At 62.5% G+C, this 24,688-nt stretch carries 26 protein-coding genes and 1 tRNA gene; 14 read left to right on the top strand and 13 right to left on the bottom strand.

Annotation, left to right across the window (positions count from 1 at the left end):
* Nucleotides 1-7 precede the first annotated feature (7 nt).
* The 6 genes from ispE (at nucleotide 8) to ychF (ending at nucleotide 4,567) form a co-directional block, all read left to right on the top strand.
* Nucleotides 8-898 (top strand): 4-(cytidine 5'-diphospho)-2-C-methyl-D-erythritol kinase, encoded by an 891-nt coding sequence (gene ispE / locus ABDB84_RS00640; protein WP_345917731.1) that lies wholly within the window; start codon nucleotides 8-10, stop codon nucleotides 896-898.
* A 21-nt stretch (nucleotides 899-919) separates the two neighbouring features.
* Nucleotides 920-995, top strand: a tRNA-Gln gene (locus tag ABDB84_RS00635).
* A gap of 90 nt (nucleotides 996-1,085) precedes the next feature.
* The gene (locus tag ABDB84_RS00630) at nucleotides 1,086-2,042 is read left to right on the top strand and encodes a ribose-phosphate pyrophosphokinase (RefSeq protein ID WP_345917730.1); all 957 of its coding nucleotides are present in this window, start codon (nucleotides 1,086-1,088) and stop codon (nucleotides 2,040-2,042) included.
* A 235-nt stretch (nucleotides 2,043-2,277) separates the two neighbouring features.
* Nucleotides 2,278-2,877: a 50S ribosomal protein L25/general stress protein Ctc gene (locus ABDB84_RS00625; RefSeq protein ID WP_345917729.1), complete on the top strand. Its 600-nt coding sequence runs from the start codon at nucleotides 2,278-2,280 to the stop codon at nucleotides 2,875-2,877.
* Nucleotides 2,877-3,479, top strand: coding sequence for an aminoacyl-tRNA hydrolase (pth, locus tag ABDB84_RS00620; protein WP_345917728.1), 603 nt, complete (start codon nucleotides 2,877-2,879; stop codon nucleotides 3,477-3,479). The genes ABDB84_RS00625 and pth overlap by 1 nt, the downstream gene beginning before the upstream one ends.
* Nucleotides 3,476-4,567 carry a redox-regulated ATPase YchF gene (gene ychF / locus ABDB84_RS00615; protein ID WP_345917727.1) on the top strand — a complete coding sequence of 364 codons (1,092 nt, stop codon included), beginning with the start codon at nucleotides 3,476-3,478 and terminating at the stop codon, nucleotides 4,565-4,567. The genes pth and ychF overlap by 4 nt, the downstream gene beginning before the upstream one ends.
* Before the next feature lie 171 nt (nucleotides 4,568-4,738).
* On the opposite strand, the gene ABDB84_RS00610 is transcribed toward ychF, so the two are convergent.
* Nucleotides 4,739-5,260, bottom strand: coding sequence for an ankyrin repeat domain-containing protein (locus tag ABDB84_RS00610; RefSeq protein WP_345917726.1), 522 nt, complete (start codon nucleotides 5,258-5,260; stop codon nucleotides 4,739-4,741).
* On the opposite strand from ABDB84_RS00610, the gene ABDB84_RS00605 reads away from it, so the two are divergent.
* Nucleotides 5,243-5,899 carry an amidase gene (locus ABDB84_RS00605; RefSeq protein WP_345917725.1) on the top strand — a complete coding sequence of 219 codons (657 nt, stop codon included), beginning with the start codon at nucleotides 5,243-5,245 and terminating at the stop codon, nucleotides 5,897-5,899. The two genes, ABDB84_RS00610 and ABDB84_RS00605, sit on opposite strands and share 18 nt — an antisense overlap.
* Nucleotides 5,900-5,974: 75 nt before the next feature.
* Here ABDB84_RS00605 and ABDB84_RS00600 read toward each other — a convergent pair whose 3' ends face one another.
* Nucleotides 5,975-7,852: a diguanylate cyclase domain-containing protein gene (locus ABDB84_RS00600; protein WP_345917724.1), complete on the bottom strand. Its 1,878-nt coding sequence runs from the start codon at nucleotides 7,850-7,852 to the stop codon at nucleotides 5,975-5,977.
* Between the two features lie 147 nt (nucleotides 7,853-7,999).
* On the opposite strand from ABDB84_RS00600, the gene gluQRS reads away from it, so the two are divergent.
* Nucleotides 8,000-8,920, top strand: coding sequence for a tRNA glutamyl-Q(34) synthetase GluQRS (gluQRS, locus tag ABDB84_RS00595; protein WP_345917723.1), 921 nt, complete (start codon nucleotides 8,000-8,002; stop codon nucleotides 8,918-8,920).
* Nucleotides 8,921-8,930: 10 nt separating this feature from the next.
* Here the strand turns inward: gluQRS and clsB are convergent, their stop codons facing one another.
* The 6 genes from clsB to ABDB84_RS00565 all read right to left on the bottom strand — a co-directional run bounded on the left by clsB (nucleotide 8,931) and on the right by ABDB84_RS00565 (nucleotide 15,027).
* Nucleotides 8,931-10,079: a cardiolipin synthase ClsB gene (gene clsB, locus ABDB84_RS00590; protein WP_345917722.1), complete on the bottom strand. Its 1,149-nt coding sequence runs from the start codon at nucleotides 10,077-10,079 to the stop codon at nucleotides 8,931-8,933.
* Nucleotides 10,076-10,822: an endonuclease/exonuclease/phosphatase family protein gene (locus ABDB84_RS00585; RefSeq protein ID WP_345917721.1), complete on the bottom strand. Its 747-nt coding sequence runs from the start codon at nucleotides 10,820-10,822 to the stop codon at nucleotides 10,076-10,078. Before ABDB84_RS00585 ends, clsB begins: the two co-directional genes overlap by 4 nt.
* A gap of 84 nt (nucleotides 10,823-10,906) precedes the next feature.
* Nucleotides 10,907-12,229: a TRAP transporter large permease gene (locus ABDB84_RS00580; protein ID WP_345917720.1), complete on the bottom strand. Its 1,323-nt coding sequence runs from the start codon at nucleotides 12,227-12,229 to the stop codon at nucleotides 10,907-10,909.
* Nucleotides 12,220-12,711, bottom strand: a complete 492-nt coding sequence (locus ABDB84_RS00575) for a TRAP transporter small permease (RefSeq protein ID WP_345917719.1) — start codon at nucleotides 12,709-12,711, stop codon at nucleotides 12,220-12,222. Before ABDB84_RS00575 ends, ABDB84_RS00580 begins: the two co-directional genes overlap by 10 nt.
* A gap of 125 nt (nucleotides 12,712-12,836) precedes the next feature.
* Nucleotides 12,837-13,850 (bottom strand): TRAP transporter substrate-binding protein, encoded by a 1,014-nt coding sequence (locus tag ABDB84_RS00570; protein WP_345917718.1) that lies wholly within the window; start codon nucleotides 13,848-13,850, stop codon nucleotides 12,837-12,839.
* A gap of 265 nt (nucleotides 13,851-14,115) precedes the next feature.
* Nucleotides 14,116-15,027 (bottom strand): SMP-30/gluconolactonase/LRE family protein, encoded by a 912-nt coding sequence (locus ABDB84_RS00565; protein WP_345917717.1) that lies wholly within the window; start codon nucleotides 15,025-15,027, stop codon nucleotides 14,116-14,118.
* Between the two features lie 138 nt (nucleotides 15,028-15,165).
* On the opposite strand from ABDB84_RS00565, the gene ABDB84_RS00560 reads away from it, so the two are divergent.
* Nucleotides 15,166-15,414, top strand: a complete 249-nt coding sequence (locus tag ABDB84_RS00560; RefSeq protein ID WP_345917716.1) for a helix-turn-helix domain-containing protein — start codon at nucleotides 15,166-15,168, stop codon at nucleotides 15,412-15,414.
* 13 nt (nucleotides 15,415-15,427) lie between these two features.
* Here ABDB84_RS00560 and ABDB84_RS00555 read toward each other — a convergent pair whose 3' ends face one another.
* The 5 genes from ABDB84_RS00555 to ABDB84_RS00535 all read right to left on the bottom strand — a co-directional run bounded on the left by ABDB84_RS00555 (nucleotide 15,428) and on the right by ABDB84_RS00535 (nucleotide 19,741).
* Nucleotides 15,428-16,297, bottom strand: coding sequence for an NAD-dependent epimerase/dehydratase family protein (locus tag ABDB84_RS00555; protein ID WP_345917715.1), 870 nt, complete (start codon nucleotides 16,295-16,297; stop codon nucleotides 15,428-15,430).
* Nucleotides 16,294-17,037, bottom strand: a complete 744-nt coding sequence (locus tag ABDB84_RS00550) for an arginyltransferase (protein ID WP_345918351.1) — start codon at nucleotides 17,035-17,037, stop codon at nucleotides 16,294-16,296. The genes ABDB84_RS00555 and ABDB84_RS00550 overlap by 4 nt, the downstream gene beginning before the upstream one ends.
* Nucleotides 17,038-17,078: 41 nt before the next feature.
* On the bottom strand, nucleotides 17,079-17,813 hold the full coding sequence (aat, locus tag ABDB84_RS00545; RefSeq protein ID WP_345917714.1) for a leucyl/phenylalanyl-tRNA--protein transferase: 735 nt from the start codon (nucleotides 17,811-17,813) through the stop codon (nucleotides 17,079-17,081).
* A gap of 66 nt (nucleotides 17,814-17,879) precedes the next feature.
* Nucleotides 17,880-19,019 (bottom strand): pectinesterase family protein, encoded by a 1,140-nt coding sequence (locus ABDB84_RS00540; protein WP_345917713.1) that lies wholly within the window; start codon nucleotides 19,017-19,019, stop codon nucleotides 17,880-17,882.
* A gap of 59 nt (nucleotides 19,020-19,078) precedes the next feature.
* Entirely contained in the window at nucleotides 19,079-19,741 is a 663-nt protein-coding gene (locus ABDB84_RS00535; protein ID WP_345917712.1) for a dienelactone hydrolase family protein, read from the bottom strand.
* A gap of 90 nt (nucleotides 19,742-19,831) precedes the next feature.
* Between ABDB84_RS00535 and ispD the strand changes: the two genes are divergently transcribed.
* From ispD to ABDB84_RS00510, 5 genes are all read left to right on the top strand, one after another.
* Nucleotides 19,832-20,533 carry a 2-C-methyl-D-erythritol 4-phosphate cytidylyltransferase gene (ispD, locus tag ABDB84_RS00530; protein WP_345917711.1) on the top strand — a complete coding sequence of 234 codons (702 nt, stop codon included), beginning with the start codon at nucleotides 19,832-19,834 and terminating at the stop codon, nucleotides 20,531-20,533.
* The gene (gene ispF, locus ABDB84_RS00525) at nucleotides 20,530-21,030 is read left to right on the top strand and encodes a 2-C-methyl-D-erythritol 2,4-cyclodiphosphate synthase (protein ID WP_345917710.1); all 501 of its coding nucleotides are present in this window, start codon (nucleotides 20,530-20,532) and stop codon (nucleotides 21,028-21,030) included. The genes ispD and ispF overlap by 4 nt, the downstream gene beginning before the upstream one ends.
* Nucleotides 21,031-21,131: 101 nt before the next feature.
* Complete coding sequence (locus tag ABDB84_RS00520) at nucleotides 21,132-21,746, top strand: outer membrane beta-barrel protein (RefSeq protein ID WP_345917709.1); 615 nt, start codon at nucleotides 21,132-21,134, stop codon at nucleotides 21,744-21,746.
* A 151-nt stretch (nucleotides 21,747-21,897) separates the two neighbouring features.
* Nucleotides 21,898-24,120: a RelA/SpoT family protein gene (locus tag ABDB84_RS00515; RefSeq protein WP_345917708.1), complete on the top strand. Its 2,223-nt coding sequence runs from the start codon at nucleotides 21,898-21,900 to the stop codon at nucleotides 24,118-24,120.
* Nucleotides 24,121-24,130: 10 nt separating this feature from the next.
* Complete coding sequence (locus ABDB84_RS00510) at nucleotides 24,131-24,685, top strand: SRPBCC family protein (RefSeq protein ID WP_345917707.1); 555 nt, start codon at nucleotides 24,131-24,133, stop codon at nucleotides 24,683-24,685.
* Nucleotides 24,686-24,688 lie beyond the last annotated feature (3 nt).

The raw sequence follows: 24,688 nt of genomic DNA, 5'->3' as shown, positions 1-24,688 counted from the left end.
TTCTGATATGAGTGATGAATTTGTTGAGTGTCTGGCGCCCGCCAAGATCAATCTTTTCCTCCACGTCACCGGGCGTCGTGCCGATGGTTACCACTGTTTGCAGACGGCATTCCGTATGCTCGATCACGGCGACCGCGTGGCGCTGCGCGTGCGCGATGATGGCAGCATTCTGCGCCTCAACGAGGTGGCGGGCGTGCCGGCCGAGCAGGATCTGGCGATCCGCGCCGCACGCTTGTTGCAGGAGAAAACCGGCTGCCGGCTTGGCGCCGAGATCCGCGTCGACAAGCGCTTGCCGATGGGCGGCGGGCTGGGCGGTGGTAGCTCGGATGCCGCGACCGTGATGCTTGCGCTCAACCGCCTGTGGCAGCTCGATGTGCCGCGCCAGACCCTGCAGGATTGGGCCTTGTCGCTGGGCGCGGATGTGCCGTTTTTCATCTACGGACGTACCGCGATGGCCACCGGCGTGGGCGAGCAATTGCAGGCTCTGAGCCTGCCGCCAGCCTGGTATGTGGTGGTGGAGCCGGGGGTTCATGTCCCGACTCCAGAAATTTTTCGCGATAAGGGTTTGACTCGGGACAGCGAAATGATCATAATCTCGGGCTTTCCGGCGCTGGACATAATCAAGCGCTTCGAAAACGACGCCAGAAATGATCTAGAAAGCGTGGCTTGCAGGCTGTATCCGCAAGTGGCGCAGGCGGTGCAAGTGCTGCAGCAGTTTGGTGCGGCGCGCATGAGCGGATCGGGTGCTTGCGTCTTTGTTTCACTGGATGGCCCGGACCGTGCCAGACAGGTTGTAGAAGAGGTCAAAGAATTCATCGCCGCGCAAAACAGCGCGTGGCGGGTCTGGTCGGCAGCGGCGCTGGATGTTCATCCGCTGCATGACTGGGCCGCAGCTTGAAGTAGTTGTTTGAAAAGTTTTTGGGGAGTCGCCAAGTTGGCAAGGCACCGGATTTTGATTCCGGCATTCGAAGGTTCGAGTCCTTCTTCCCCAGCCAGATGATCGGGCAGACCGTTTTGGCGGTCTGCCCGAGTGCTTTATGCAGCCGGCGCAGCTTAGCCGGTGGATTACTTGTCATGAGGTTTGCATGGCTTACGGCAGCTTGATGGTCTTTACCGGCAACGCCAACCCTAAATTGGCGGCAGACGTTGTCAAGCGTCTGGGCATGTCCATCGGTTCTGCGACCGTGGGTCGCTTCTCGGATGGCGAAGTCAATGTCGAGATTCTCGACAATGTGCGCGGCAAGGATGTGTTCGTGCTGCAACCGACTTGCGTGCCGACCAATGACAATCTGATGGAACTGATGATCATGGTCGACGCGCTCAAGCGTTCGTCGGCCGGGCGCATCACTGCAGCCATCCCGTATTTCGGCTATGCCCGCCAGGATCGCCGCCCGCGCTCGGCGCGTGTGCCGATCACCGCCAAGGTGGTGGCCAACATGCTGCAGGCTGTGGGCGTGCAGCGCGTGCTGACGGTTGATCTGCACGCTGACCAGATTCAGGGCTTCTTCGACATTCCGGTCGACAACATCTACGCCACGCCTTTGTTGCTCGATGCGCTGCGCAAGAACGAACAGGCCGAAAACCTGCTCGTGGTGTCGCCGGACGTGGGCGGTGTGGTGCGTGCGCGTGCCGTCGCCAAGCAGCTTGAAACCGATCTGGCGATCATCGACAAGCGTCGTCCGAAGGCCAATGTCTCGGAAGTGATGAATATCATCGGTGACGTCGAAGGCCGTACCTGTGTGATCGTCGATGACATCGTGGATACCGCCGGTACGCTGTGCAAGGCGGCCCAGGCGCTCAAGGAACAGGGGGCTGCACGTGTGGTGTCCTACATCACCCACGCGGTGCTGTCGGGCGCAGCGGTGAGCCGTATTGCTGACTCCGAACTGGATCAGCTGGTGGTGACTGACACCATTCCGCTGCGTGACGATGCGCGTGCGACGGGCAAGATCAAACAGGTGTCGATTGGTTCGCTGATGGCGGACACGATGCTGCGGATCAGCAACGAAGAGTCGGTTTCGTCCTTGTTCATGGATGAGTGATTGTAGTGCCCCCGGTGCGCCTGACCGGCGCACCACCCCGAGGGGGTTGCGGATTTTCCTTGGGGCTGCCCGGCAGTAAATCCGCTTAGGTTTTACTCCCGGCGCACCACGCTCTTGCTAGAGCGGGCACGGTCGGTGGTAGTGGTTGACAAGTTTCAGGGTCGCGCCGTCGGCGTGGCCCTTTTTGTGTGGTGGCAGTCTGGTCGCGGGCGTCACCGATTATCTGGAGATTGACATGGCATTCACTTTTGCAGCTACCAAGCGCGAAGAACAAGGTACGGGTGCGAGCCGCCGCCTGCGTCGCGCTGGCAGCATTCCCGGCATCATCTACGGCGGTAACCAACCGGTTATCAATGTGACCTTTGATCACAACGAACTGTTTCACCTGCTGCGCAACGAAAAGTTCCACTCCTCGGTGGTCACCGCCGATGTGGAAGGCAGCAAGGAAGCCGTGATCCTGCGCGCCACCCAATGGCACCCGTTCAAGCAGCAAGTGCTGCACCTGGACTTCCAGCGCGTCGCCGCTGACCAGAAGCTGCACACCAAGGTGCCGCTGCACTTCGTGAACGCTGAAGTCAGCCCGGGCGTGAAGCTCGATGGCGGCATCGTTTCGCACGTGCTGACCGAACTCGACATCAGCTGCCTGCCGGCCAACCTGCCCGAATTCATCGAAGTCGATCTGAAGGATCTGGCTTCGGGTCACTCGGTGCATGTCTCGCAGCTCAAGCTGCCGGCGGGTGTGGAAGTCGTGCATCACGGTGAAGGCGATCCGGTCGTTGCAACCATCCTGCAAGTGCGCGGTGGTGGTGAGGCCGAGGCAACGCCGGCGGCCTGATGACGCAGGCTGCAGCGCCCAAGCTGATTGTCGGGCTCGGTAACCCCGGGCCCGAATATTCCGAAACCCGGCACAACGCCGGGTTTTGGTTTTGTGAGCGCCTCGCGCAGATGCTGCGTGCGCCGCTCAATCATGAGTCGAAATACCACGGTGTGGTCGGCCGCAGCGGGCCGCACTGGCTGCTGTTGCCGCAGACCTTCATGAACCGTTCCGGCCAGGCCGTGCTGGCGCTGGCGCATTTTTACCGCATCCTGCCCAATGAGATCCTCGTCGTTCATGACGAGCTGGATCTGCCACCGGGACAGCTGCGGCTCAAATTCGGCGGCGGTCTGGGCGGCCACAACGGCCTCAAGGACATCAGCGCGCGTTTGTCCACTCAGGATTACTGGCGGCTGCGGATCGGCATCGGTCATCCCGGCGACAAGAATCAGGTGGCAAACTACGTGCTCAACCGCGCGCGGCGCGAAGAGCAGAGCGAAATCGACACCGCCATCGACCGCGCCTTGCAGGCCTGGCCGAAAATGGCGGCCGGCGAGTGGGAAGCGGCCACCCGTACCATCAACGTGCGCCCTGCGGCGCCGAAAAGCGAGAAAGCATCATGAGCCTCAAATGCGGCATCGTCGGTTTGCCCAACGTGGGCAAGTCCACCCTGTTCAACGCGCTGACCAAGTCGGGCATCGCGGCCGAGAACTACCCCTTCTGTACCATCGAGCCGAATGTCGGCATCGTCGAAGTGCCCGATGCGCGCATGCAGCAGCTGGCGGAGATCGTCAAGCCGCAGAAGATGCAGCCGGCCATCGTCGAATTCGTCGATATCGCCGGTCTGGTGGCAGGCGCTTCCAAGGGCGAAGGTCTGGGCAACCAGTTCCTCGCCAATATCCGCGAGACGGATGCCATCGTGAACGTGGTGCGCTGTTTCGATGACGACAATGTCGTGCACGTCTCCGGCAAGGTCGATCCGCTGGCCGACATCGAAACCATTCTCACCGAGCTGGCCCTGGCCGACATGAGTGCGGTGGAAAAGGCGATCCAGCGCGAGAACAAGAAAGCCAAGTCCGGCGACAAGGAAGCGCAGAAGCTCGTCGCCCTGCTCGAAGGCATGCTGCCGCACCTGAACGAAGGTCAGCCGGCGCGCACCCTCAAGCTCTCCGACGACGACAAGCTGCTGCTCAAGCCGCTGTGCCTGATGACGCTCAAGCCGGCGATGTACGTGGGCAATGTGATGGAGGACGGTTTCGAGAACAACCCGCACCTCGATCGCCTGCGCGAGCACGCCGCCAAGGAAGGCGCGCCGGTCGTCGCGCTGTGCGCCAAGATCGAACAGGAACTCGCTGATCTGGACGACGAAGACAAGCTGGCCTTCCTTGCTGATCTGGGCCTCTCCGAGCCGGGCCTCAACCGCCTGATCCGCGCCGGTTACGACCTGCTCGGCCTGCAGACTTATTTCACGGCGGGTGTGAAGGAAGTGCGTGCCTGGACCATCCACAAGGGCGACACCGCACCGCAAGCGGCCGGCGTGATCCACACCGATTTCGAGAAGGGCTTCATCCGCGCGCAAACCATCGCTTTCGATGATTTCATCCAGTACAAGGGTGAGCAGGGCGCCAAAGAGGCCGGCAAGATGCGCGCCGAAGGCAAGGACTACGTGGTCAAGGACGGCGATGTGTTGAACTTCCTGTTCAACGTCTGAGCTTTACCCGCTTCCTTCCAACCCCCGCCGCGTGCGGGGGTTTTTGTTTTCCGGCGCGCCACCCGGCTGATGCACCAAATTAACCAGGCTTAACCCAATCTTCGGCGTTCTTTGCACGGGAATGGGCTTGATCCCTGGCGCTCTGAGCGCCCGGCTGCCGCCAGCAGGCGTTCATGAGGCGTCTTGCAGCAGGGCAATCACATCACCTTGTCGTGCCTGGTGGGCCAGATCGAGCGCTGTGAAGCCCGCTGCGTTGCGCAATTCCTTCTGCGCGCCGTGCTTGAGCAGGCATTGCAGCGCCTGGTAACGCCCGTTTTGCGCTGCCCACATCAGGGCCGTGTAGCCGTCCGCATAGCTGCGGTCTACGACCAGACCATGCTGGATAAGCTGCTCCAGAATTTCGCAGCTGTTTGCTTCGACGGCATAGGCAACCACCGGCTTGCCACGCAGATCGGTGGCGTAGAGATCGGCGCCTGCGTTCAGAAGTTCCAGTGCTAACAAAGGCTTGGCCATGGCGCTCGCCTGCATCAGGGCGCTGCTGCCGAGGCGGTCGCGGGTGTCGACCGGTGTGCCAAGACGCAGCAGGCGCTGCACGCGGGGGAGATCGGCGCTATGGATGGCCGCTTGCCAGGCGCCCTGATCGACCCCTTTGCGAAGCGCGGGGGCGGCGTGGACATGAGCGCTGAGGAGCATCAGCAGGGCGAGGTGAAGCAGGCGTCGGGGCAAGCGGCCGATCGCACGACGATTCTGAGCACCTATGCAAGCTTGTCGAGCTATGAGTTCCGCGATGATTTGACCGACTACCTGGCGTCCTGGCCATCTGCTGTGGATAAGCATCCGCGTACCACCGAGGAGGTTGCGGCCGGGATGGCGACGCTGGAGCCGACGCGGGTCAGCAACTTCAACAACTATGTCACCAATGGCACCAACAAGGAGGCCAACGCGACCTACCAGAAGAACCTCATTCCGCGTGATGAATATGTCATTCCGCGCGTCAAGGCGGCGCTGGATAACGTGGATTTCACGACTGGGGTGAGCAAAGGTGCCGCATACGATGTGCTGGTCTATCCGGTGCTGCAGGGCTTCAACGGCACGAGCGTGAATTCGGGGAGCAATAATCGCATGAGTCCCTTCACCGGTTTTCCGGCGCTGGCGATTCCTGCCGGCTTCGTCAAAGCCACCGATGCCGCCAGCTCGGTCGAGCCGGTTGGTATGGAAATGCTCGGCCGTGCTTTTGCCGAGCCGACCTTGTTCAAGCTCGCTTACGGCTGGCAGAAGACGACATCGGCACGGGTGACCAGCCCATTGGCGCCTGAGCTGGCTAAGAAGTAAGCAGCCTCTCGGCTGGACGCAACGCCCCGGCATCCTTGCGATGCACGGGGCGTTTTTGTTGCTGCGGTTGTGGTTTTAGGCCGGCGTATCCAGCGGCAGCAGCCCTTGGTCACCGAGCTGGGCGAAGCAGTACTGGTTGCCGCCGGCTTGCTTGGCTTGATACATCGCCGCATCGGCCATGCCGAGCAGTTTCTCGGCGTCCTCGGTATGTGTGGGGTAGAGCGAGATCCCGATGCTGGTGCCCACCTTGTAGCGCTTGCGGTCGATGTCGAAGGGGATGCCGAGCGCGATGATGATCTTGTGGGCGACCAGCTCGGCCGCGTTGGCATTGGCCACTTCGGGCAGCAAAATGACAAACTCATCGCCACCCATGCGACATAGCGTGTCGCTTTCGCGAATCTGTGAGCGCAGGCGATCGGCGACGGCGATCAGCACCTGGTCGCCGGCCTCATGGCCGTCGCTGTCATTGATCGCCTTGAAGCCATCCAGGTCCAGCATCAGTATCGCCACGATCTGCTGGTTGCGGCGTGCGTACGCGGTCGCTTGTTCGAGTCGGTCGAATAGCAGGCGGCGGTTGGGCAGGCCGGTGAGCGTGTCGTGATGCGCCAGGTGGTGGTAGCGCTCCTGGTGCGCGATGCGCTCGGTGATATCCATGCCCACGCCGTGATAGCCGCAGAAGTTGCCCAGCTCGTCGTACATCGGGTGGCCGGTGATCGAGAACCAGACCAGTTTGCCCTCGCCGGTACGCATCTGGTAGATGAAGTCAGTGAACGGCAGATGGGCTTCGAGCGTGGCGCGGTGCGCCGCCCAGCGCTGTTCGTCGGTGCCGGGGGTGTCGAATTCCCAGCGCGTCCGACCGATGATTGCGCTGAGCGAATCGTGGGTGGCATCGAGGCGCGTGCCGGTGACCTGGGTGAAGCGGAACTGTTCGTCCTGCTCCCAGTACCAGTCCGAGGACAGCGACAGCAGGCGACGGAAGCGGCGCTCGCTGTTGCGCAACTCCGCTTCGGTGGCCAGACGCACCGAGATGTCGGTGGCGACCAGTACCACTCCAGCCTGGCGACCATCCGGATCAATCGAACTGGCCGATAGCTCGGCGAAAAAGCTGTCGCCGTTATGCTTGCGCAGTCGGGTGATGAAACTGAAGCGCTCGCCTCGGGTAAAAGACTGCGTCATCTCCTGCTCATAGCTGGACCATTCCAGCTCATCATGCAGCCAGTCGCGGATGCGCGTCTGCATGACTTCTTCGGGCGTGAGGCCGAGCATGGCAGCACCTTGCCAGTTGCATTTGACGATGCGCTCGTCGCGAATCAGCATGATGCCCTCGGAGGCCGCATGGAACAGCGCCTCCTGTTCCTGCATCAGGACATCGCGGCGCTGCAGCAGGCGGCGCAGGCTGCGATGCATGATCTGGTGCGCGAGCGCCAGCACGATGGCGATGATCATGAAGGCGATGCCGGCCTCGGGCCAGACCGCGGGAGGCTGTTGCAGCAGGCGCACGATCACCGGCAGGCTCAGCGAGATCAGCAGGGCAGGGAAGGCCAGGCGCGAGACCACCAGTACCACCGAGCTGGTCAGCAGCAGGAGGGTCTGCATCAGCGCCAGTTCGAGCAGCGCATGTTCGCTGGCGCCAGGCCACCAGCTGAGTGCTGCGCAGAGGCCACCGCAGAGCAGCATCTTCAATACGTAGAGGCGCTCGGTGCGCTGCGCTATGCCGGGCTGGTGTCCGCTGCGTAGCAGGCGCATGGCAAGAGGCATGCTGAGCAAGCTCTGAGTGACCATGGCGAGTGCCCATAAGGCGGCCCAGCTAGCCTCTCCCTGTTCGACAAGCCACAAGGCGCCCAGCGGTGTGGCGGCGAGCATGCCAAGCATGCCGATACGCATGCTGGCGGCCAGCAGGCGCTGTTGTTCACGATCATGCTGGGTCAGGGATGTGGCATCCGCTGCGATCATGGGCTTCCCGAAGTGCGTTTGAGCGGCGATCATTCAGGCCCTGCTCACATTCATCGACGCCAGCACAGGGCGGCAAGGTAAACAGGTGCGAGTGCAGCATGCTAACTTATCGTCATTGCCTTGCCCACCTATAGCGCTCATACGCAGATGATTCATCCCCGCAGCATGCCTTATGTCGGACGCTTTGCGCCCTCTCCGACTGGACCTTTACATTTGGGGTCACTGGTTGCCGCACTGGGCTCCTGCCTGGAAGCACGTCGCCAGCGCGGCCGCTGGCTGGTGCGCATCGAGGATGTCGATCAGCCGCGTTGCCTGCCCGGTGCTGGCGAGCTGATCCTGCAGCAGCTTGATGCACTGGGCTTCGAGTGGGACGAGACGCCGCTCTGGCAGAGCCAGCGCATCGCGCTCTATCGTGAGGCCCTGGCGCAGCTGCAGGCCGCCGGCCAGGTCTTTGCCTGTGCCTGCAGTCGCAGCGAGCTGGCTGATTCGGCGCTGGCGCGTGACGGTTCGCGCCGTTATCCGGGGACTTGCCGTCATGGCTTGCCCGCCGGGCGCAGTGCTCGCGCCTGGCGTTTGCGGGCGCCGGCAGGCCTCATCGTCTGGGACGACGCCTTGCAGGGCGCGCAGGCCGAGGATGTCGAGCGCGATGTGGGCGATTTCGTCCTGCTGCGCGCCGACGGCCTGTTCGCCTACCAGCTGGCCGTGGTGGTGGACGATGCGGCGCAAGGCATCAGCCATGTTGTGCGCGGGGCGGATCTGCTCGCGTCCACCGGGCGCCAGATTGCCTTGCAGCGTGCGCTGGGCGTACCGACGCCGGCCTACACGCATCTGCCGGTTGGCACCAATGCGGCGGGCGAAAAGCTCTCCAAGCAGACGCTGGCGCGTTCGGTCAGTACCTTGCCGCCGGCGGCTGCTTTATGTCGTGCGCTGAAGTTTCTCGGCCAGCAGGTGCCGCCCGCGTTGCAGGTGGCCGAGGTGAGGGATGTCTGGGCATGGGCGCTGGCACACTGGTCGCTGGCGGCCGTGCCGCATCAGCCGAGTCTGCTGCTGGATGAGCGCGCGCGGTAAGCGCTGGCGCTCAGTGTGGCGGAGCCAGCCGCTCGGCCAGCCAGCGCAGCAGGGAATAGGCGGTCCAGCTGAGCAGGCGACGCAACGGTGGTAGCGTCTGCCAGTGGTTGGCCGAGAGTTCGTGGCCGCCATCAGCGATCGCCGCTTGCAGGCTGCTGCGCAGCTTGTGGCAGAAATCGGCGTTGAGGATGATGACATTCGCTTCGCGCGCCAGGGCCAGGCTGAAGGGGTCGATATTGCTGGAGCCCACCGTGGCCCAGTTGTCGTCGATCACCGCGACCTTGGCGTGCAGAAAGCTCTTGCGGTACTCCACGATGCGGATGCCGGCGGCCATCAGCTGAGGGTAGAGCGCATTGCAGGCGTGGTGCAGCAGCCAGTACTCCACGCGCCCCTGCAGCAGCAAGGTGACACGTACACCGCGCTGGCGTGCTTCGAGCAAGGCGTTGCGAAAACGCCGGCCAGGCAAGAAGTAGGCGTTGGCAATCAGGATCTCGTGGCGTGCGTGTGCGATGGCTTCCAGATACGCATCTTCGATGTCACGCCGATGACGCAGGTTGTCGCGTAGCACCAGTCGTGCCTGGATCTTGCCGGCATGCGAGGGCGCCGGCAGCTTGATGGCATGCGCGTGCGTACGGCTACGCAGCTGGCTCCAGCGCAGGGTGCGCCACAGGTTTTCCTGCGTCTGACGGACTTGCTGTGCCAATGGTCCATCAATCCGGATCGCATAATCAAAGCGCGGTGGTGTCTGTCCGGGTGTGTCGTGGTCGTCGATGATGTTGATGCCGCCGACAAAGGCCAGGCGGCCGTCGATACAGGCCAGTTTGCGATGCAGGCGGCGCAAGCGCTGCCGGCGCAGCGAGAGCAGGCTGATTTCGCGGCGGAACACCATTACCTCGACGCCTGCTGCAGTGAGGGCATCCAGCTGGCTGTCCACGAAACTGCGCGAGCCAAAGCCATCGATCACCAGACGCACGCTCACGCCGCGCCGGGCGGCGGCGCACAGCGCGGCACTGATGCGCTGACCGGTTTCGTCGAGGGCGAAGATATAGGTCTCCAGATGGACCAGTTGCTGCGCACCGGCGATGGCCTCGCACAGCGCGGGGAAGAATTCGCCACCGCTTTGCAGCAGCTCGATCTGGTTGCCGCGAGATAGATTCATGACCTGCGCACGCTCGCACACAGCGGAGCGTGATCCGAAATGCGTGACCAGGGCTGGCCCCAGTGAACCCGTGCTTCGAGCGCCTGCCAGCCGCGCAGGTAGATGCGGTCCAGACGTAGCACCGGCAGTTTGCTCGGGAAGCTGCGCTCAGGGTGGCCATGGAGTACGGTAAAGGCTTCCACCAGCCCCAGGCGCTTGGCCAGTGTGCGGCTGGCGCGCAGTTGCCAGTCGTTGAAGTCACCGGCGATGATCAGCGGCTCGCCGGCGGGAATGCCTTGCTCGACGAGGGCGCACAGGCTCTCCAACTGGTGTTGCCGTTGGTGCTCGGTCAGCGACAGATGCACGCAAATGGCATGCGCGACACCCTGTTTATCGGGCAGCGCCAGACGGCAGTGCAAGAGGCCACGATACTCCAGGCGATTGCGCGTGACATCGTGATTGTCGCTGCTGAGAATCGGCAGGCGCGAGAGGATGGCATTGCCGTGATGCCCATGCGCGTAATGCGCGTTGCCCCCATAGGCGGCGTGCCAGTGATTGCGGGCAAGGAATTCGTGCTGCGGCTCAACAGGCCAGTCTACGAAGCGCTGGCTATGGCCCAGATGCAGGCCTTGCACTTCCTGCAGCAGCAGGATGTCCGGGCTGAGCAGGTGCAGGCGTTCGCGCAGCTCGTGAATCGCCAGGCGGCGATTGAACTGCGACAGACCTTTGTGGATGTTGTAGCTACACAGGCGCAGGGGGTCCATCTGTCTAGTGTAGTCCTTTGCGCAGGCACAAATTAAAAACCCCCGCTTCTTGCGAAGGCGGGGGCTGTTGCGGTTCAGTGTGAATCAGCCGACGGCAAAGCTGCGGACCAGATTCGGCAGCCACATCGAGAGTGCCGGAATGTAGGTAATCAGCATCATCGTGGCGGTCAGTGAGCCGTAGAAGGGCAGGATGGTTTTCATCACCTGGCCGACCGAGATCTCGCCGATGGCGCAGCCGACGAACTGCGTCGTGCCGACCGGCGGGGTGTTCAGACCCAGTGCGCAGTTGAGCAGCATGACGATGCCGAATTGCACCGGGTCCATGCCGAACTTGGCGCAGATCGGCATGAAGATCGGCGTGCAGATCAGGATCGTCGGCGCCATGTCGAGGAAGGTGCCGAGTACGAACAGGATGATGTTGACCAGGAAGAAGATCACGAAAGGATTGGTCGAGATGTGCGACATCCATTCGCCGGCCATGGTCGGCACTTCATTGATCGCCAGCAGGTAGCCGAACACCGCCGAGATACCGATCAGGGTCAGCACCGTCCCGGTGGTCTTGGCGGCCTTGGCGCAGGCTGCGATGAATTGTTCCACGGTCAGCGAGCGATACACCACCGCACTGAGGAACAGCGCCCAGACCACGGCAATCGAGGCCGATTCGGTCGCCGTGCAGATACCGGCAGTGATGCAGAACAGGATGATCACGATCACCATCAGGCCCGGCAATGCCGCTGCAAAGCTGCGCGCCACAATCGCCCAGCCCGGCCATTCGCCACGCGGATAGCCACGCTTGCGGGCCACCAGGTAAGCCGCAGCCAGATTGCAGGCGGTGAGCAGGATCGCCGGGATGATGCCGGCGTAGATCATGTCGAGGATAGACACCTTGCCACCGGCGGCCAGCGTGAACAGGATGATGTTCAGGCTGGTCGGCGTCAGCACGCCCACCAGCGCGGCGTGGGTGGTGACGTTCACCGCGTAGTCGGCGTCGTAGCCTTCCTTCTTCATGATCGGGATCAGCACCGAGCCCATCGCCGAGACGTCAGCCACGGCCGAGCCCGAGATGCCGCCGAACAGCGTGCAGGCGACCACATTGCTCATGCCCAGACCGCCACGCACATGGCCGACCGCAGCCTTGGCGAAATTGACGATCTTGTCGGCCATGCCGCCGTAGATCATCAGCTCACCGGCAAAGATGAAGAAGGGGATGGCCAGGAAGGCGAGCTTGTTCATGCCGCTGTCGCCGATCATCGTGTTGAACATGGTGTTCAGGTTCGGCACGAGCATGTCGAGGCCGCCGCTCGAAGCGACGAAGGCGGCGACCGAGCTCAGGCCGATGGCGAAGACCACGGGCACCCCCAGGATCAGCAGGAGTGCGAAAACAATTGCCAGTACGGTCAGTGCCATGATGGTTCTACCTCGGTGCCCTTGACGAGCGCAATGATGTGCTCGATGGAAAACAGGATCATCAGACCGCCGCACAGCGCGACGGGAATACGACGCAGGCCATCCGGTGCCCATTCCAGGGTGGGGATGGTTTCGCCCCAATAGCTGATCGCCAGCGTGGTACCGAAGTAGAGCATCAGCGCGCCGAAGACGATCAGCAGGCCGTGGATGACGTATTCAAGCTTCAGGCGCAGCCAGTCGGGCGCCAGCACGAGGAAGGACTCCAGACCGATGTGACCGGCGTCGCGCACGCTCACAGCGGTACTCAAAAGGGTGACATAGAGCGTCAGCAGCAAGGCCAGACGTTCTGCCCAGGCAGGCATGTCGTTGAAAACATAGCGGCCAATAACCATGTAGAGCATGCACAGCAGGATCAGCATCAAGCCGATGGCCGCCAGCTGCAGGCTCAGTTTTGACAGCGTTGCACAAAGTCTTGTGTACATCGCAAACTCTCCGGTGAAACTCGTAAGTGTGCCTGACGCGTCCAGCCGGTGAGCGGCTGGGCGGGTCAGGCACAGGCTTGCCCGGGGCGCCCCTTCAGGCGCAGCCGGGCAGTGCTGCTCAATGATTACTTCTTGGCAGGTGCTGCAGCCGGGGCTTCCTTGAAGTCCTGGATGGCCTTGACCAGTGCCTTGGCCTGGTCAGTGGTCACGAACTTGGCGTAAACCGGGGCCATTGCATCGGCGAAGGACTTCTTGTCCACGTCGCTGACGATCACCGAACCGGCGGCCGTCACCTTGGCCAGAGATTGCGCTTCGCGGTCAGACCAGTATTTGCGGTTCTGCGTCACCGAGCTTTTGGCGGCTTCGCGGATCAGGGCTTGGTCGGCCTTGGACAGGGTGGCCCACTTCTTGGCCGAGAACATCACCACTTCCGGTGCCATCGAGTGCTCGGTCTTGGAGTAGTACTTGACCACTTCGTAGTGCTTGGTGCCTTCATAAGAAGGAATGTTGTTTTCTGCAGCGTCGGTCAGGCCGGTCTTCAGCGCGGTGTACACCTCGCCGAAAGCCAGCGGCGTGGCGTTGGCGCCCATCGCATTGGCCACCGAAACCCACATGTCGGACGGTTGCACGCGGATCTTCATGCCCTTGGTGTCGGCCAGCGAACGTACCGGCTTCTTGGCGTAGATCGAACGTGCGCCGCTGTCGTAGTAAGCCAGGCCGACGTAGCCTTGCGGCTCACAGGAGCGCAGGATTTCTTCACCCGGAGCGCCGTCGAGCGCCTTGTGCATGTGATCGACCGAGCGGAACAGGAAGGGCAGAGCCGGCACGATGGTGATCGGGCAGGTGTTGTTCATGGCCGAGATGTTCACGCGCACCATGTCGAGCGTGCCGCCTTTGACCTGCTCGATGGTTTCCTTTTCGGAGCCCAGCGCGCCACCGGAGAACACCTTCAGCGTGATGCGGCCATTGGTACGCTGCGACAGCAGCTCGCCCATGTTGCGCAGCGCGCGCACGGTGGGATAGTCGTCATCCCAGACGTCCGAAGCACGCAATTCGATCTTCGGCGCATCCGCCGCATGAACCATGTTCAGGCAACCGATTGCCATCAAGGTGGCCAGAGCCAGTTTTGAAGCACGCATCTTTGATTCTCCTCTTACGTGACAGACGTCGATCGACAATTGCACCAATCACAACACCCGGGGCGCTGGTTTGTCTGTGCCAGCACGTCCCAGAATTCGTGGCAGTCTCCAGCAAGCCGAGTCGCCCTCAGAATGCTGACACGAGGTGTCACAGAGGCGTTCGCGGACTTGCCGAGCGGAAGATACCATGCAATTGCATTACTGCAAGGGTTGTCAGTCAAAGCTGTCTGATTGCTGCAGTGCACACAAAATCAAGGCTTTGTGCTCAAGCTGCAAAGGGGACTTCAGCGATCCCCTGTGCCTTGGGATCAATCAGTACAACTTGACCGGCATGCACATCGCCAGACTCGATAGCACCCTTGCGTTGCAATGAGGTGATCAGCATCTGACGCATGTCCGGGCCACCGAAGGAGCACATCGTCGGGCTGCGCATCGGTACGCGAACGATGCGGTCAAGCTTGCCCTGAGGTGTAAAGCGCATGATGCAGCCATCATCGATGCCGGCGACCCAGTAGCAGCCGTCGGTGTCGATGGTGGCGCCGTCGGGACGGCCAGCATAGGGACTCATATCGATGAACAGGCGGCGCTCGCCGAGCGCGCCGGCTGCCAGATCGAAGTCCACCACCCACACCTTGCGCACATCGGCGTGCGAGTCGGAGATGTAGAGCTTGCGGTTGTCCGGGCTGAAAGCGCTGCCATTGGGCGTCATGAAACCGGGCAGCTGCGGGGCAGACAAGCCCTCAGGCGTGTAGCGGAACAGCGCGCCGACCGGCAGCTTGTCGGTCGGTGTCATGAAAGTGCTGACCCACAGGCGCCCCAGGCGATCACAGTGGCCGTCATTGAAGCGCATGTTCGGCTGCGGATGCTCGATGCTCACGCGACGGCTCAGGACGGCTGCCGGCGCTGACAGATCAACATCGAAAATGCCCGTCTCGGCCGCAGCGATAAGACCCCCCCCCTGGCGCAGCGCGATACAGCCGATCTCTTCCTCGACCTGCCAGCTCTGACTCTGCTCGCTACGCATGTCCCAGCGGTGAATGCGCTTGCCGGGAATGTCCACCCAGTAGAAGCATTGTTCGGCGACGGACCATATCGGACTCTCGCCGCAGAGGCTGGTAAATGGCAAGGCGACCACCGCCGCGCTGCTGATGATGTGTTCGATATGGCGGGTGCTCATGAAGTGCTCTCCAGGCGAATTTGTGTGAAAACTTGTGAAATGGCTGTCAACATGATCAGGATCAACTGCAATCGTTTGCCAATTGCCCTTGATGTCGTTATAAATATGAAGGTTGAATGTCCTTGAGTTTCTCTCCGCATGACTTCAGAGCACAGCGGTGTTGCCGCAGTCGATCGCGCCTTGCTCATCCTCTCCGCCTTTCAGGAGGGCGATGCGCCGTTGACGCTGGCCGTGTTGGCACGCCGTACCGGGCTCTACAAAAGCACCATCCTGCGCCTGCTGCAGTCGCTGATCCGCGCTGAATTCGTCCTTCGCCTGAGCGACGGCTGTTATGTCATCGGTCCGGCGGCGGCACGTCTGGCCAAGCTTCAGCACGCCGCGCACTGAGTCTGCTGTCGCTTCAATCCTTGCTGTCATCCCACGCGGGCAGTGCTGGCGCCGGGTGCGGGAACAGCGTTGCCGGCTTGCGGTAGTCGCGGCTGACGATGCTGCCACCCTGAAAGCGCATCCGTGGATCGCTCAGCATCTCGGGCCGTGCGCGCTCGACCTGCTCGCGCCAGGGCTCGGCGCAGTCTTGCGGCTGGTAGCCGATGCGTTCGGCATCATCGCCTTGCCAGCAGGCTTGCTGATTGTCCGAAATACCCCAGACGACGGCAAAGCCCGCTTGCGGTGCCGTCGCTGCACAGCGCACCAGTTCGATCAGGTCGCGGTGGCTGAGCCAGGCTTGCAGGCAGCGCGGGCTCTTGGGCTCCGGCAGGCAACTGCCGATGCGCAGACACACTGTCTCGATGCCGTGGCGGTCGAAGTAGTAACGCGCCAGCGCTTCGCCATAGACTTTGCTTACGCCGTAAAGACTGTCGGGGCGCGGCGGGCTGGCCGGCGTGGTCGCTTCATCGATGCGCGAGAAACCATTGACGTGGTTGGAGCTGGCGAACACCACGCGGCGCACGCCATGCGTCAGCGCAGCGTCATAGAGGTTGTAGAGGCCGATCAGATTGGCTGCGGCAATGCGTTCGAAGGCTTGCTCGTGCGCCACGCCACCGAAATGCACCAGCAGCTCGACGCCTTGCATCAGGGCCTGAACCTCGGCGGTCTGCGCGAGATCACAGGCGATGAATTCTTCCTTGGCCGAGCAGGCTTGGGTGAGCGGGCGCAGGTCGCTGAGCCGCAGTGTCGAGCACAGCGCCGCGAGTGGTTCGCGCAGCACACTGCCGAGCTTGCCTGCCGCGCCGGTCAGCAGGATCGTGCCAAAAGCGGGTTTGTCGGTCATGGCCGCTGCGCCAGCTCCGCTTCGCTCAGTACATTCCAACTGCCGGCAATGCGCCCTTCGAGCGGCTTGAAGCGCTGCTTGTAATTCATCTTGGCCGACTGGCGGATCCAGTAACCCAGGTAGAGATAGGGGCGGTTCATCATCCGGCAGGCTTCGATCTGCCACAGGATGCTGTAGGTGCCATAGCTGGCATGGTCCGACTCGGTGTCGAAAAAGGTGTAGACGCTGGAGAGGCCGTCGGTCAGGCAATCGATCACCGAGACCATGCGCAGCACGCCTTGCGGATCGCGGAACTCGACCAGGCGCGTGTCGACCTGGCTTTGCAGCAGGAAGTGGGTGTATTGCTCGCGGCTGTCCTGGTCCATGCCGCCGCCGGCGTGGCGCGATTGTTGGTAGCGCTGGTACAGATCGTAGTGATCGTCGCGAAAGCTCAGCGACAGCTCGCGCGGCATCAGCTCGTAGTGGCGGCGCCAGGCGCGGCGCTGGCTGCGGTCCGGCTTGAATTCATTGACGGGAATGCGCACCGGCACGCAGGCCTGGCAGTTGTCGCAATAGGGGCGGTAGGTGAACACGCCGCTGCGCCGGAAACCGCCATGCACCAGCTCGCTGTACAGCGCGGTGTCGATCATGTGGCTGGGCGTCGCGACTTGCGAGCGCGCCGTGTGTTCGGGCAGGTAGGAGCAGGCGTAGGGCGCCGTCGCATAGAACTGCAGGAAGGAATAGGGCAGGTCTTTGAGCAGGGACATCTCAGTGCTCCCGCGCGCGGCTGCAGAAAACGTGGTCAAAGTGCTGCTTCATGCCTTGGTACCGCCCGCCAGTCAAAACTCATGTCGTAGTGCGCCCAGGACTCCGGCTGCAACTGCTCTGTCGTCCATTGTGCCAAGCCCTGCAAGAACTGTGCGCGCGGTATTTCACGTCCGCCCAGCGATTGCAGGTGCGAGGTCGTCATCTGGCAATCTATCACGGCAAAATTCCGCTGCTCAAGCAGGCGAACCAGATGGGCGAACGCAATTTTCGAGGCATCGCTGCGGCGGTGGAACATCGACTCGCCATAAAACACACGGCCGATGGCCACGCCGTAGAGCCCGCCGACCAGCTCCTCGCCGTGCCAGGTTTCGATACTATGCGCCCAACCCAGGCGATGCAGGGCACTGTAGGCGGCCACGATGTCGGTATTGATCCAGGTGCCGGTCTGCGCGCGGGTGTCGGCGCAGGCCTGCATGACGCCACTGAAATCCTGATCGCAGCGCACCGTGAAGGGCGTGTTGCGTAGGGTCTTGAGCAGGGAGCGGGTCAGGCGCATTTCGCCGGGGATCACCACCATGCGCGGGTCCGGGCTCCACCACAAAATGGGATCGTCTTCCGAATACCAGGGAAAGATGCCCTGCCGGTACGCGCTCAGCAGCCAGTCCGGTGACATCGCGCCGCCCGCAGCAAGCAGGCCGTTAGGTTCGCGCAGGGCATGATGCACGGGCGGGAAACGGGGCGCAGCATGCGGATGAAGCCAGGGAAGCATGGGTCAGAGAAAGCAGGCGACAGCGAAGTGTCGCCTGCTTGAGTGGCAATAGCAAACGTGTCGGCCTCAGGGTTTCCAGTCGCCGAGCAGCTTGGCGACGGTGTAGTCAGCCGCTTGTGCATCGCTCAGCTGGCGGCGCTTGCTGCCGGTCTTGGCGCCGGGGCCGCTGCTCTTGTATTCGAAGAAGCGCGAATCCTCAGGCTTGAACCAGGTCTTGTCAGGACCGCTCTTCTGCGTGCCAGACATCGCGGCCCAGCCGTCAGTGGTGATGTGCGCGTCCATGAAGCATTCGATGAACACGCTGCTGCCGACGGCATTCGGGTCGGCATAGCGGCCGTCCGGGAAGCTCTTGGTCGGGTGCCAGGGGCGGCCCAGCGGGCTGGATTCATCGGGCAGCTTGTCGTTTTCCTTGAGCAGCTTGCAGCGGATGAACACCAGACCGTATTTGTCGCTCAGCTGGGTGCTCGGCGCGGTGACGTAACCGACCGGATTGACGCCGGGCTTGCTGCGCGGGCGGGTGACGATCTCGCATTCCTCAAATACGCTCTGGCCGGCGCCGAAGATGAAATCGACATTACCGCTGACATAGGATTTGCGGAACAGGCTGCGGCCGACATTGGTGAACAAGGTGTCCTGGTGGCCGGTGATCTTCACGTTGACGAACAGGCTGCGGTCGGCGCCGGTGTCGGTCATCAGCGCGACGGCCTGGGGATCATTGGTGCGGGTCGGATCCTTGGCATCCTTGGCATCGTTGCTGGGGTAGTCGAAGCCGTTTTCAATCGTCAGGTTTTCGGCGTGGAAATCGCTGGCGTGCACGATCAACGTGGCGCAGCCAAAGGTGCCCCAGTTGCCGCCGCCGGGCTTGGCAAGGCCCGAGTAGGCATCGTAAGTGAGGATGGTTTTCTCGCGGCTCTCACCGATCAGCTGGATATTGGGCTTGGTGATGTCGAGCTTCTCGTAATAGCGACCATTGCGCACGAAAATGCGCCAGGCTTGCGCAGCATTCGATGGCGCCGCATCCAGCGCGGCCTGGATGCTCTTGTAGTAAGCCTTGCCCTCGACGACCGCGCCGGCCGGTCCGCTGTAAGCGGCGTCAACCACGCTGCCCGAGGCCGACAGCGCCGGTGTGCTGGCGCAGCCCTCAAGCATGGCGGCGAGCGGCAAAGCGGCGCTGGCGCCGAGGATCATGCGGCGTTGCAGATTCATGGAGTCTCCTGATCATGGTGTTCAAGTGGTGTGGATGCGATGTCCATCGGGACGGGATTCTATGCTTTCGGATCTTGCTCTGCAGGCTTGGGCAGATGCCGCAGGAACCAGTCGCGGCTGCTCTGCGTGGCCTCGGTGAGGGCGCTGTGGTGGGCCTTGTCGCTCAGGTCCTGCCAGGCGCGTGTTGCGGTCATCAGGGCGTAGGCCTGGCTGCTTGGGACGCGCAGCGGGCTGTCGGCATGCACTTGCAGCAAGCTCGGGGTCTGCAGCTGGCGCAGCGGATCTGCGCCGGCCAGATCTGCCCTGCCGTCACGAATGCACAAGGCCGCCACGCGCAGCGGGAAGCGCACCAGGGTGCGCACCGCCGCAGCGGCCACCGTATCGCTGGCCTGCAGCCCCAGCGGCAGGTGGCTCAGCTGCGGTTGCTGCGCCACCCAGTCGAGTACGCTCTGCAGGCGGGCGCTGAGCAGGGCGATGTCATAGGCGCAATCTTCATCGTCTTCCAGCTCTTGGGCGGTCAGCATATTGACCAGCAAGCTGGCGAAGCCGGCCTCGCGAATCAGGCTGGCGGCGTGAAAGGCTGGTGAGGATGGGAGTTGCGACAGACAGGGCTGGGCCTCGATGATCAGGCCGCGCACATCGGGCGCGTGCGAGAGCAGCGCATCCAGCCAGATGCGCCCGGACTGGATGCGGATTTCAGTATGGCGGATGAAATAGGGCATGCGGGCGCTGAGGCGTGAATCGGTGAGCTTCCAGCATAGCTTATCGCCCGGGACGGCCAAACCGCGGTATCGCAGCGTAAAATCCTGTATATGTCACGAACCGAACGATTCATCGCCATTGTCCCAGCGGCCGGGAGCGGCAGCCGCATGGGGAGCGAACGCCCCAAACAGTACCTCGATCTGCTCGGCAAGCCGGTGATCTGGCATGCCCTGCAGACTCTTGTTGCAGTGCCGCGTATCAGCCAGGTTTATGTGGTGCTGGCGCCCGACGACGCCTGGTGGCCGCAGTTTGACTGGCAACTTTTGGGTGGCAAGCTGACAACTTTGCATGTCGGTGGAGCGACCCGTGCCGCCAGTGTGAGCAATGCCCTCGCCTGCATCGACGCAGCTGACGAGGACTGGCTGCTGGTGCACGACGCAGCACGCGCCTGCTTGAGTGGCGCACAGGTCGAGGCATTGATCGACACGCTGGCCGATGATGCCGTCGGCGGCCTGCTGGCCCAGCCGGTGGCCGACACGCTCAAGCGTGCCGATGCACAGGGCCGCGTGTGTGCCACGGTGCCGCGCGAGCAGCTGTGGCAGGCGCAGACCCCGCAGATGTTTCGCCGCGGCTTGTTGCGCCGTGCGCTGGCGCATACCGATGCGGTGACCGACGAAGCAGGCGCTGTCGAGGCGCTGGGCCTGCAGCCGCGCCTGGTGGCTGCCGAGGCCAGCAATTTCAAGATTACCTGGCCGCAGGATCTGGCCCTGGCGGCGCAGATCCTGCAGGCAAGAGAGGATTCCACTTCATGAGCATCGCCGCATTTCCATTCCGCATCGGTCAGGGTTTCGATGTGCACGCCCTCGTCGCTGGCCGCAAGCTGATCCTCGGTGGCGTCGAGATTCCGCATGACAAAGGATTGCTCGGGCATTCCGATGCCGATGCCTTGCTGCACGCCATTACCGATGCCTTGCTCGGCGCAGCCGGCCTGGGCGACATCGGGCGCCTGTTCCCCGACAGCGATGCGGCCTACAAGGGCGCCGACAGCCGTGTGCTGTTGCGCCAGGCCTATGCGCGGGTGCGTGAAGCGGGCTGGCTGCTGGTCAATCTGGATGCCACGATCATCGCCCAGGCGCCGAAGATCTCGCCCCATGCGCCGGCGATGATTGCCAATCTGGCTGCCGATCTCGATGTGCCGGCCGAGTGCATCAATATCAAAGGCAAGACCAACGAGAAGATGGGGCACCTCGGGCGCGGTGAGGGTATTGCCACGCAAGCCGTGGTGTTGCTGGCGCGCAAATCTGCATGACAATCTCGCTGCATGCCCTTGAATACAGATGATCTTGCTGAATAAAACATGTTAATTTGTGTTCATTCAGTTTGCATTGTCATTCACGGGAGAAGTGCAGTATGAAAAAGCCCTCACTGGTTGCTATCGTCGCTTGCCTGTTGCTGAGTCCGCAGGCCTTTGCGGATGGTTTCTCTGGCGCCTACCTCGGTGCTGGTGCCGGCCTGACGACTTCGAATGTCAGCGCCAAGGCGAACAACCTGGTTTTTTACACTTCCCTGACAGAGCGCGCCCGGAGTGATAGTGGGACCAAACTGTACGGCGGTTATTCCTGGGGCAAGATCGCCGTTGAGGGAGGCGTTTACAGCCTTGGCACCTACAAGCTCTCCGGTCTGATCGGCAGCGATGCCTCGGCTGACCAGTTCAAGACCAAGGCGCTGGCCATCTCGGTGGTCGGCACGGCAACGGTGACCGAATCCGTGGCCATGCATGGCAAACTGGGTGTAGCCCGTGTGACCACGGATTACAACTGCATCACATTGTGTACCGGTGTGTCCGAAACCTCGACCAAGTCCACGGTGCCTTTTGTCGGTGCGGGCATGAGCTGGAGCGTGAGCAAGCACTTTGCGGTGCGCGCAGATGCGGAAACCTTCCGTGGCGCCAAGTTCAAGTACCTTGGTACGACCGCCAAGGCCAATTACGAACTCTATTCGCTGGGCGCGGAAGTTCGTTTCTGAGCGTCTGATCGGGTCGCATGAGAGGCTGTCTGCGGGCAGCCTTTTTTGTTTCTGGCGCTGCCGGTCCGGACAAGGCAGTGGCCAAAGCAGGGCCGTTACTTGCTTCCCACAAGTACGGGCTGTGAGCCCTGCGGCTGTGGGATAATTTGGTATGGTTTCCGTACAACATTCTGTCGCCAATACTGATGGCGCTGCGTCACTGCCCGATGTGCTCGGCGAGGGCTTGGGACCGACTGATCGTGCGCGTCTGGCGCAAGCCATCGAATGGGCGCAAGCCGCCTACGAAGGACACAAGCTGGGCAGCGGCGAGGGAGTCTGGCAGCACGCGCTGGGCATGACCCTGATCACGGTCTCGTTGCGGCTGGACGTCGACGCGCGGCTGGCTGCCTTGCTGTTCGCCGTGGGCGAGGGCGGCCGCCACGATATCGAGCAGATCGAGGCGCGCTTTGGCTCGCCGGTGGCGCGTCTGGTCGAGGGCTTGTCGCGGCTGAGCCGTTTGCGCCTGCTGTCGCGGCCGGCGGCCAATGCCTCACCGATCGAATTGCAGGTGCAGACCGAAACCCTGCGCAAGATGGTGCTGGCGATGGCCGAGGATTTGCGCGTGATCCTGCTGCGCCTGGCCTCGCGGGTGCAGACCCTGCGCTACTTCGCCGAGAACAAGGATCTGGCGCAGACGGCGATTGCGCGCGAGAGCATCGATCTCTACGCGCCGCTGGCCAATCGTCTCGGCGTCTGGCAGCTCAAGTGGGAGCTTGAAGACCTCTCTTTCCGCTTCCTGGAGCCGGAAACTTACAAGCGCCTGGCGAAGATGCTCGACGAGCGTCGGGTCGAACGCGAAGCCTTCATTGCCGAGTCCATCGAGCGCCTGCGCACAGCCCTGGCTGAGCAGGGCGTGAAGGCCGAGGTGTATGGCCGCCCCAAGCATATCTACAGCATTTACAACAAGATGCGCTCCAAGCACATCGAGTTCGAGCATGTCTACGATGTGCGCGCCTTGCGTGTGCTGGTCGACGATGTCAGCGACTGCTACACCGTGCTGAGTCTGGTGCATTCCTTGTGGACGCCGATTCCCAACGAGTTCGACGACTACATCCGCAAGCCCAAGGGCAATAACTACCAGTCGCTGCACACCGCCGTGCGTGCGGCGGACGGTCGCGCGCTGGAGGTGCAGATCCGCACCAATGACATGCACAAGCATGCCGAACTGGGGGTGGCTGCGCACTGGCGCTACAAGGAAGGTGCAACGCGCTCGGACGGCGCGTACGACGAGAAGATCGCCCTGCTCAGACAGCTTTTGTCGTGGCGCGATGAAGTCACCGATGCCGAACAGTGGGAAGAGCACACGCGCCGCGCCGCGCTGGACGACACCATCTACGTGGTGACCCCGCAAGGTCGCGTACTCGACTTGACGGCGGGGGCCACGCCGATTGACTTCGCCTATCGATTGCATACCGATCTGGGCCATCGCTGCCGTGGCGCTAAAGTCGATGGCGTGATGGTGCCGCTCGATACCCCGCTGTCCAATGGCCAAGTCGTTGAAGTCATCACCACCAAGCAGGGCGGACCGTCGCGCGACTGGCTCAATCCGCAGCTCGGTTATCTGGTCACGGCCAATGCGCGCGCCAAGGTGCGGCGCTGGTTCGTGCAGCAGGAGGAAGAAGAGACTGCCGCCCAGGGCCGTGCGATTGTCGTGCGTGAATTGCAGCGCGCGGGCCAGACGCATGCCAATCTGGACGACCTGGCCGGCAAGATCAACTTCAAGGACACGCAGCACTTCTTCATTGCGGTCGGTCGCGGCGATGTCAGCGCACGGCAAATCCACAATGCCTTGCAGATCGATACCACGCCGGCTCCGCCGCCGCCCGATCTGGTCATCGGCGAACGCCGTGCAGCCGAGTCGGGTGAGGGCATCCTGGTGGTCGGCGTTGGTCAGCTGCTCACCCAGCTGGCCAAGTGCTGCAAGCCCTTGCCGCCGGACCCCATCGAAGGCTTCGTGACGCGCGGGCGCGGCGTCTCGATTCACCGCACGGATTGCCGCAGCTTCCTCAACATCGCCCAGCGTCACCCTGAGCGGCTGGTGCCAGCCGAATGGGGCGGCGTCGCGAAGCAGCCTAATGGTGCTCTGGGCAGCGCACGCAATGCGGTCTATCCTGTAGATATTGCCATCGAGGCCAACGACCGGCCAGGCTTGCTGCGCGACATCTCGGATGTTTTCTCGCGCGACAAATTCAATGTTATCGGTGTCAATACGGTCTCACGCGGTCAGCGCGCCTATATGCGCTTCACGGTCGAAGTCAGCAACCTGAGTCTGGTGCAGCGCATCTTGCAGCAGGTGACCGAGGTGCAGGGCGTGGAGTCCGCCCGCAGGGCTTGAGGAGTTGTTCATGACAAGACGATGTGTTGCCTACGACCAGATCACGTTGCCTTTTCCGCCCGACATGGTGTGGAAAGCGCTGACCGACTTCAAGGCCTACCCGCTGTGGTGGCCGTCCACGGTCACCGTGCATGTCTTGCAGGCGACGCCAGAAGTGGTCGGCAGCAAGATCGAGCTGGAGCCGCGCAACGGCAAGCGTCTGAGCTTGCAGGTGGCGGCCTGCGTGCCACAGCTGTCAATGCACATGGCTTACGTGGGTGGCGTCTATCTGGGCGCCGGCTTGTGGCAGCTGGAGGCGGTGGCCAAGGGCACTCAGCTTTCGTATGCGGTGGATCTCGAAATCCGCAGCCGTCTGGTGGCCCTGATCTCCTATGTGCTGGACATCCCCGCCGTGCATTCGCGCCTGATGCGCCACATTTTCGACGGCCTGTTGCAACACCTCGAACGTCAGCCGGCATTACCGACGGTGCATAGCGCACCGCGGACTTCGCGTCATCTCGCGTCTTCTCCTTTGCCGCGTGTGCATGCGCCGGCCAATGCCGCCGCAGGCTTGCCGATGAGCTGAGCC

The sequence above is a fragment of the Uliginosibacterium sediminicola genome, from assembly GCF_039631295.1.
Taxonomy (GTDB): Bacteria; Pseudomonadota; Gammaproteobacteria; order Burkholderiales; family Rhodocyclaceae; genus Viridibacterium; species Viridibacterium sediminicola.
Note: the sequence above shows the minus strand (reverse complement) of the source record. Positions and strands in the feature narration are given on the sequence as shown.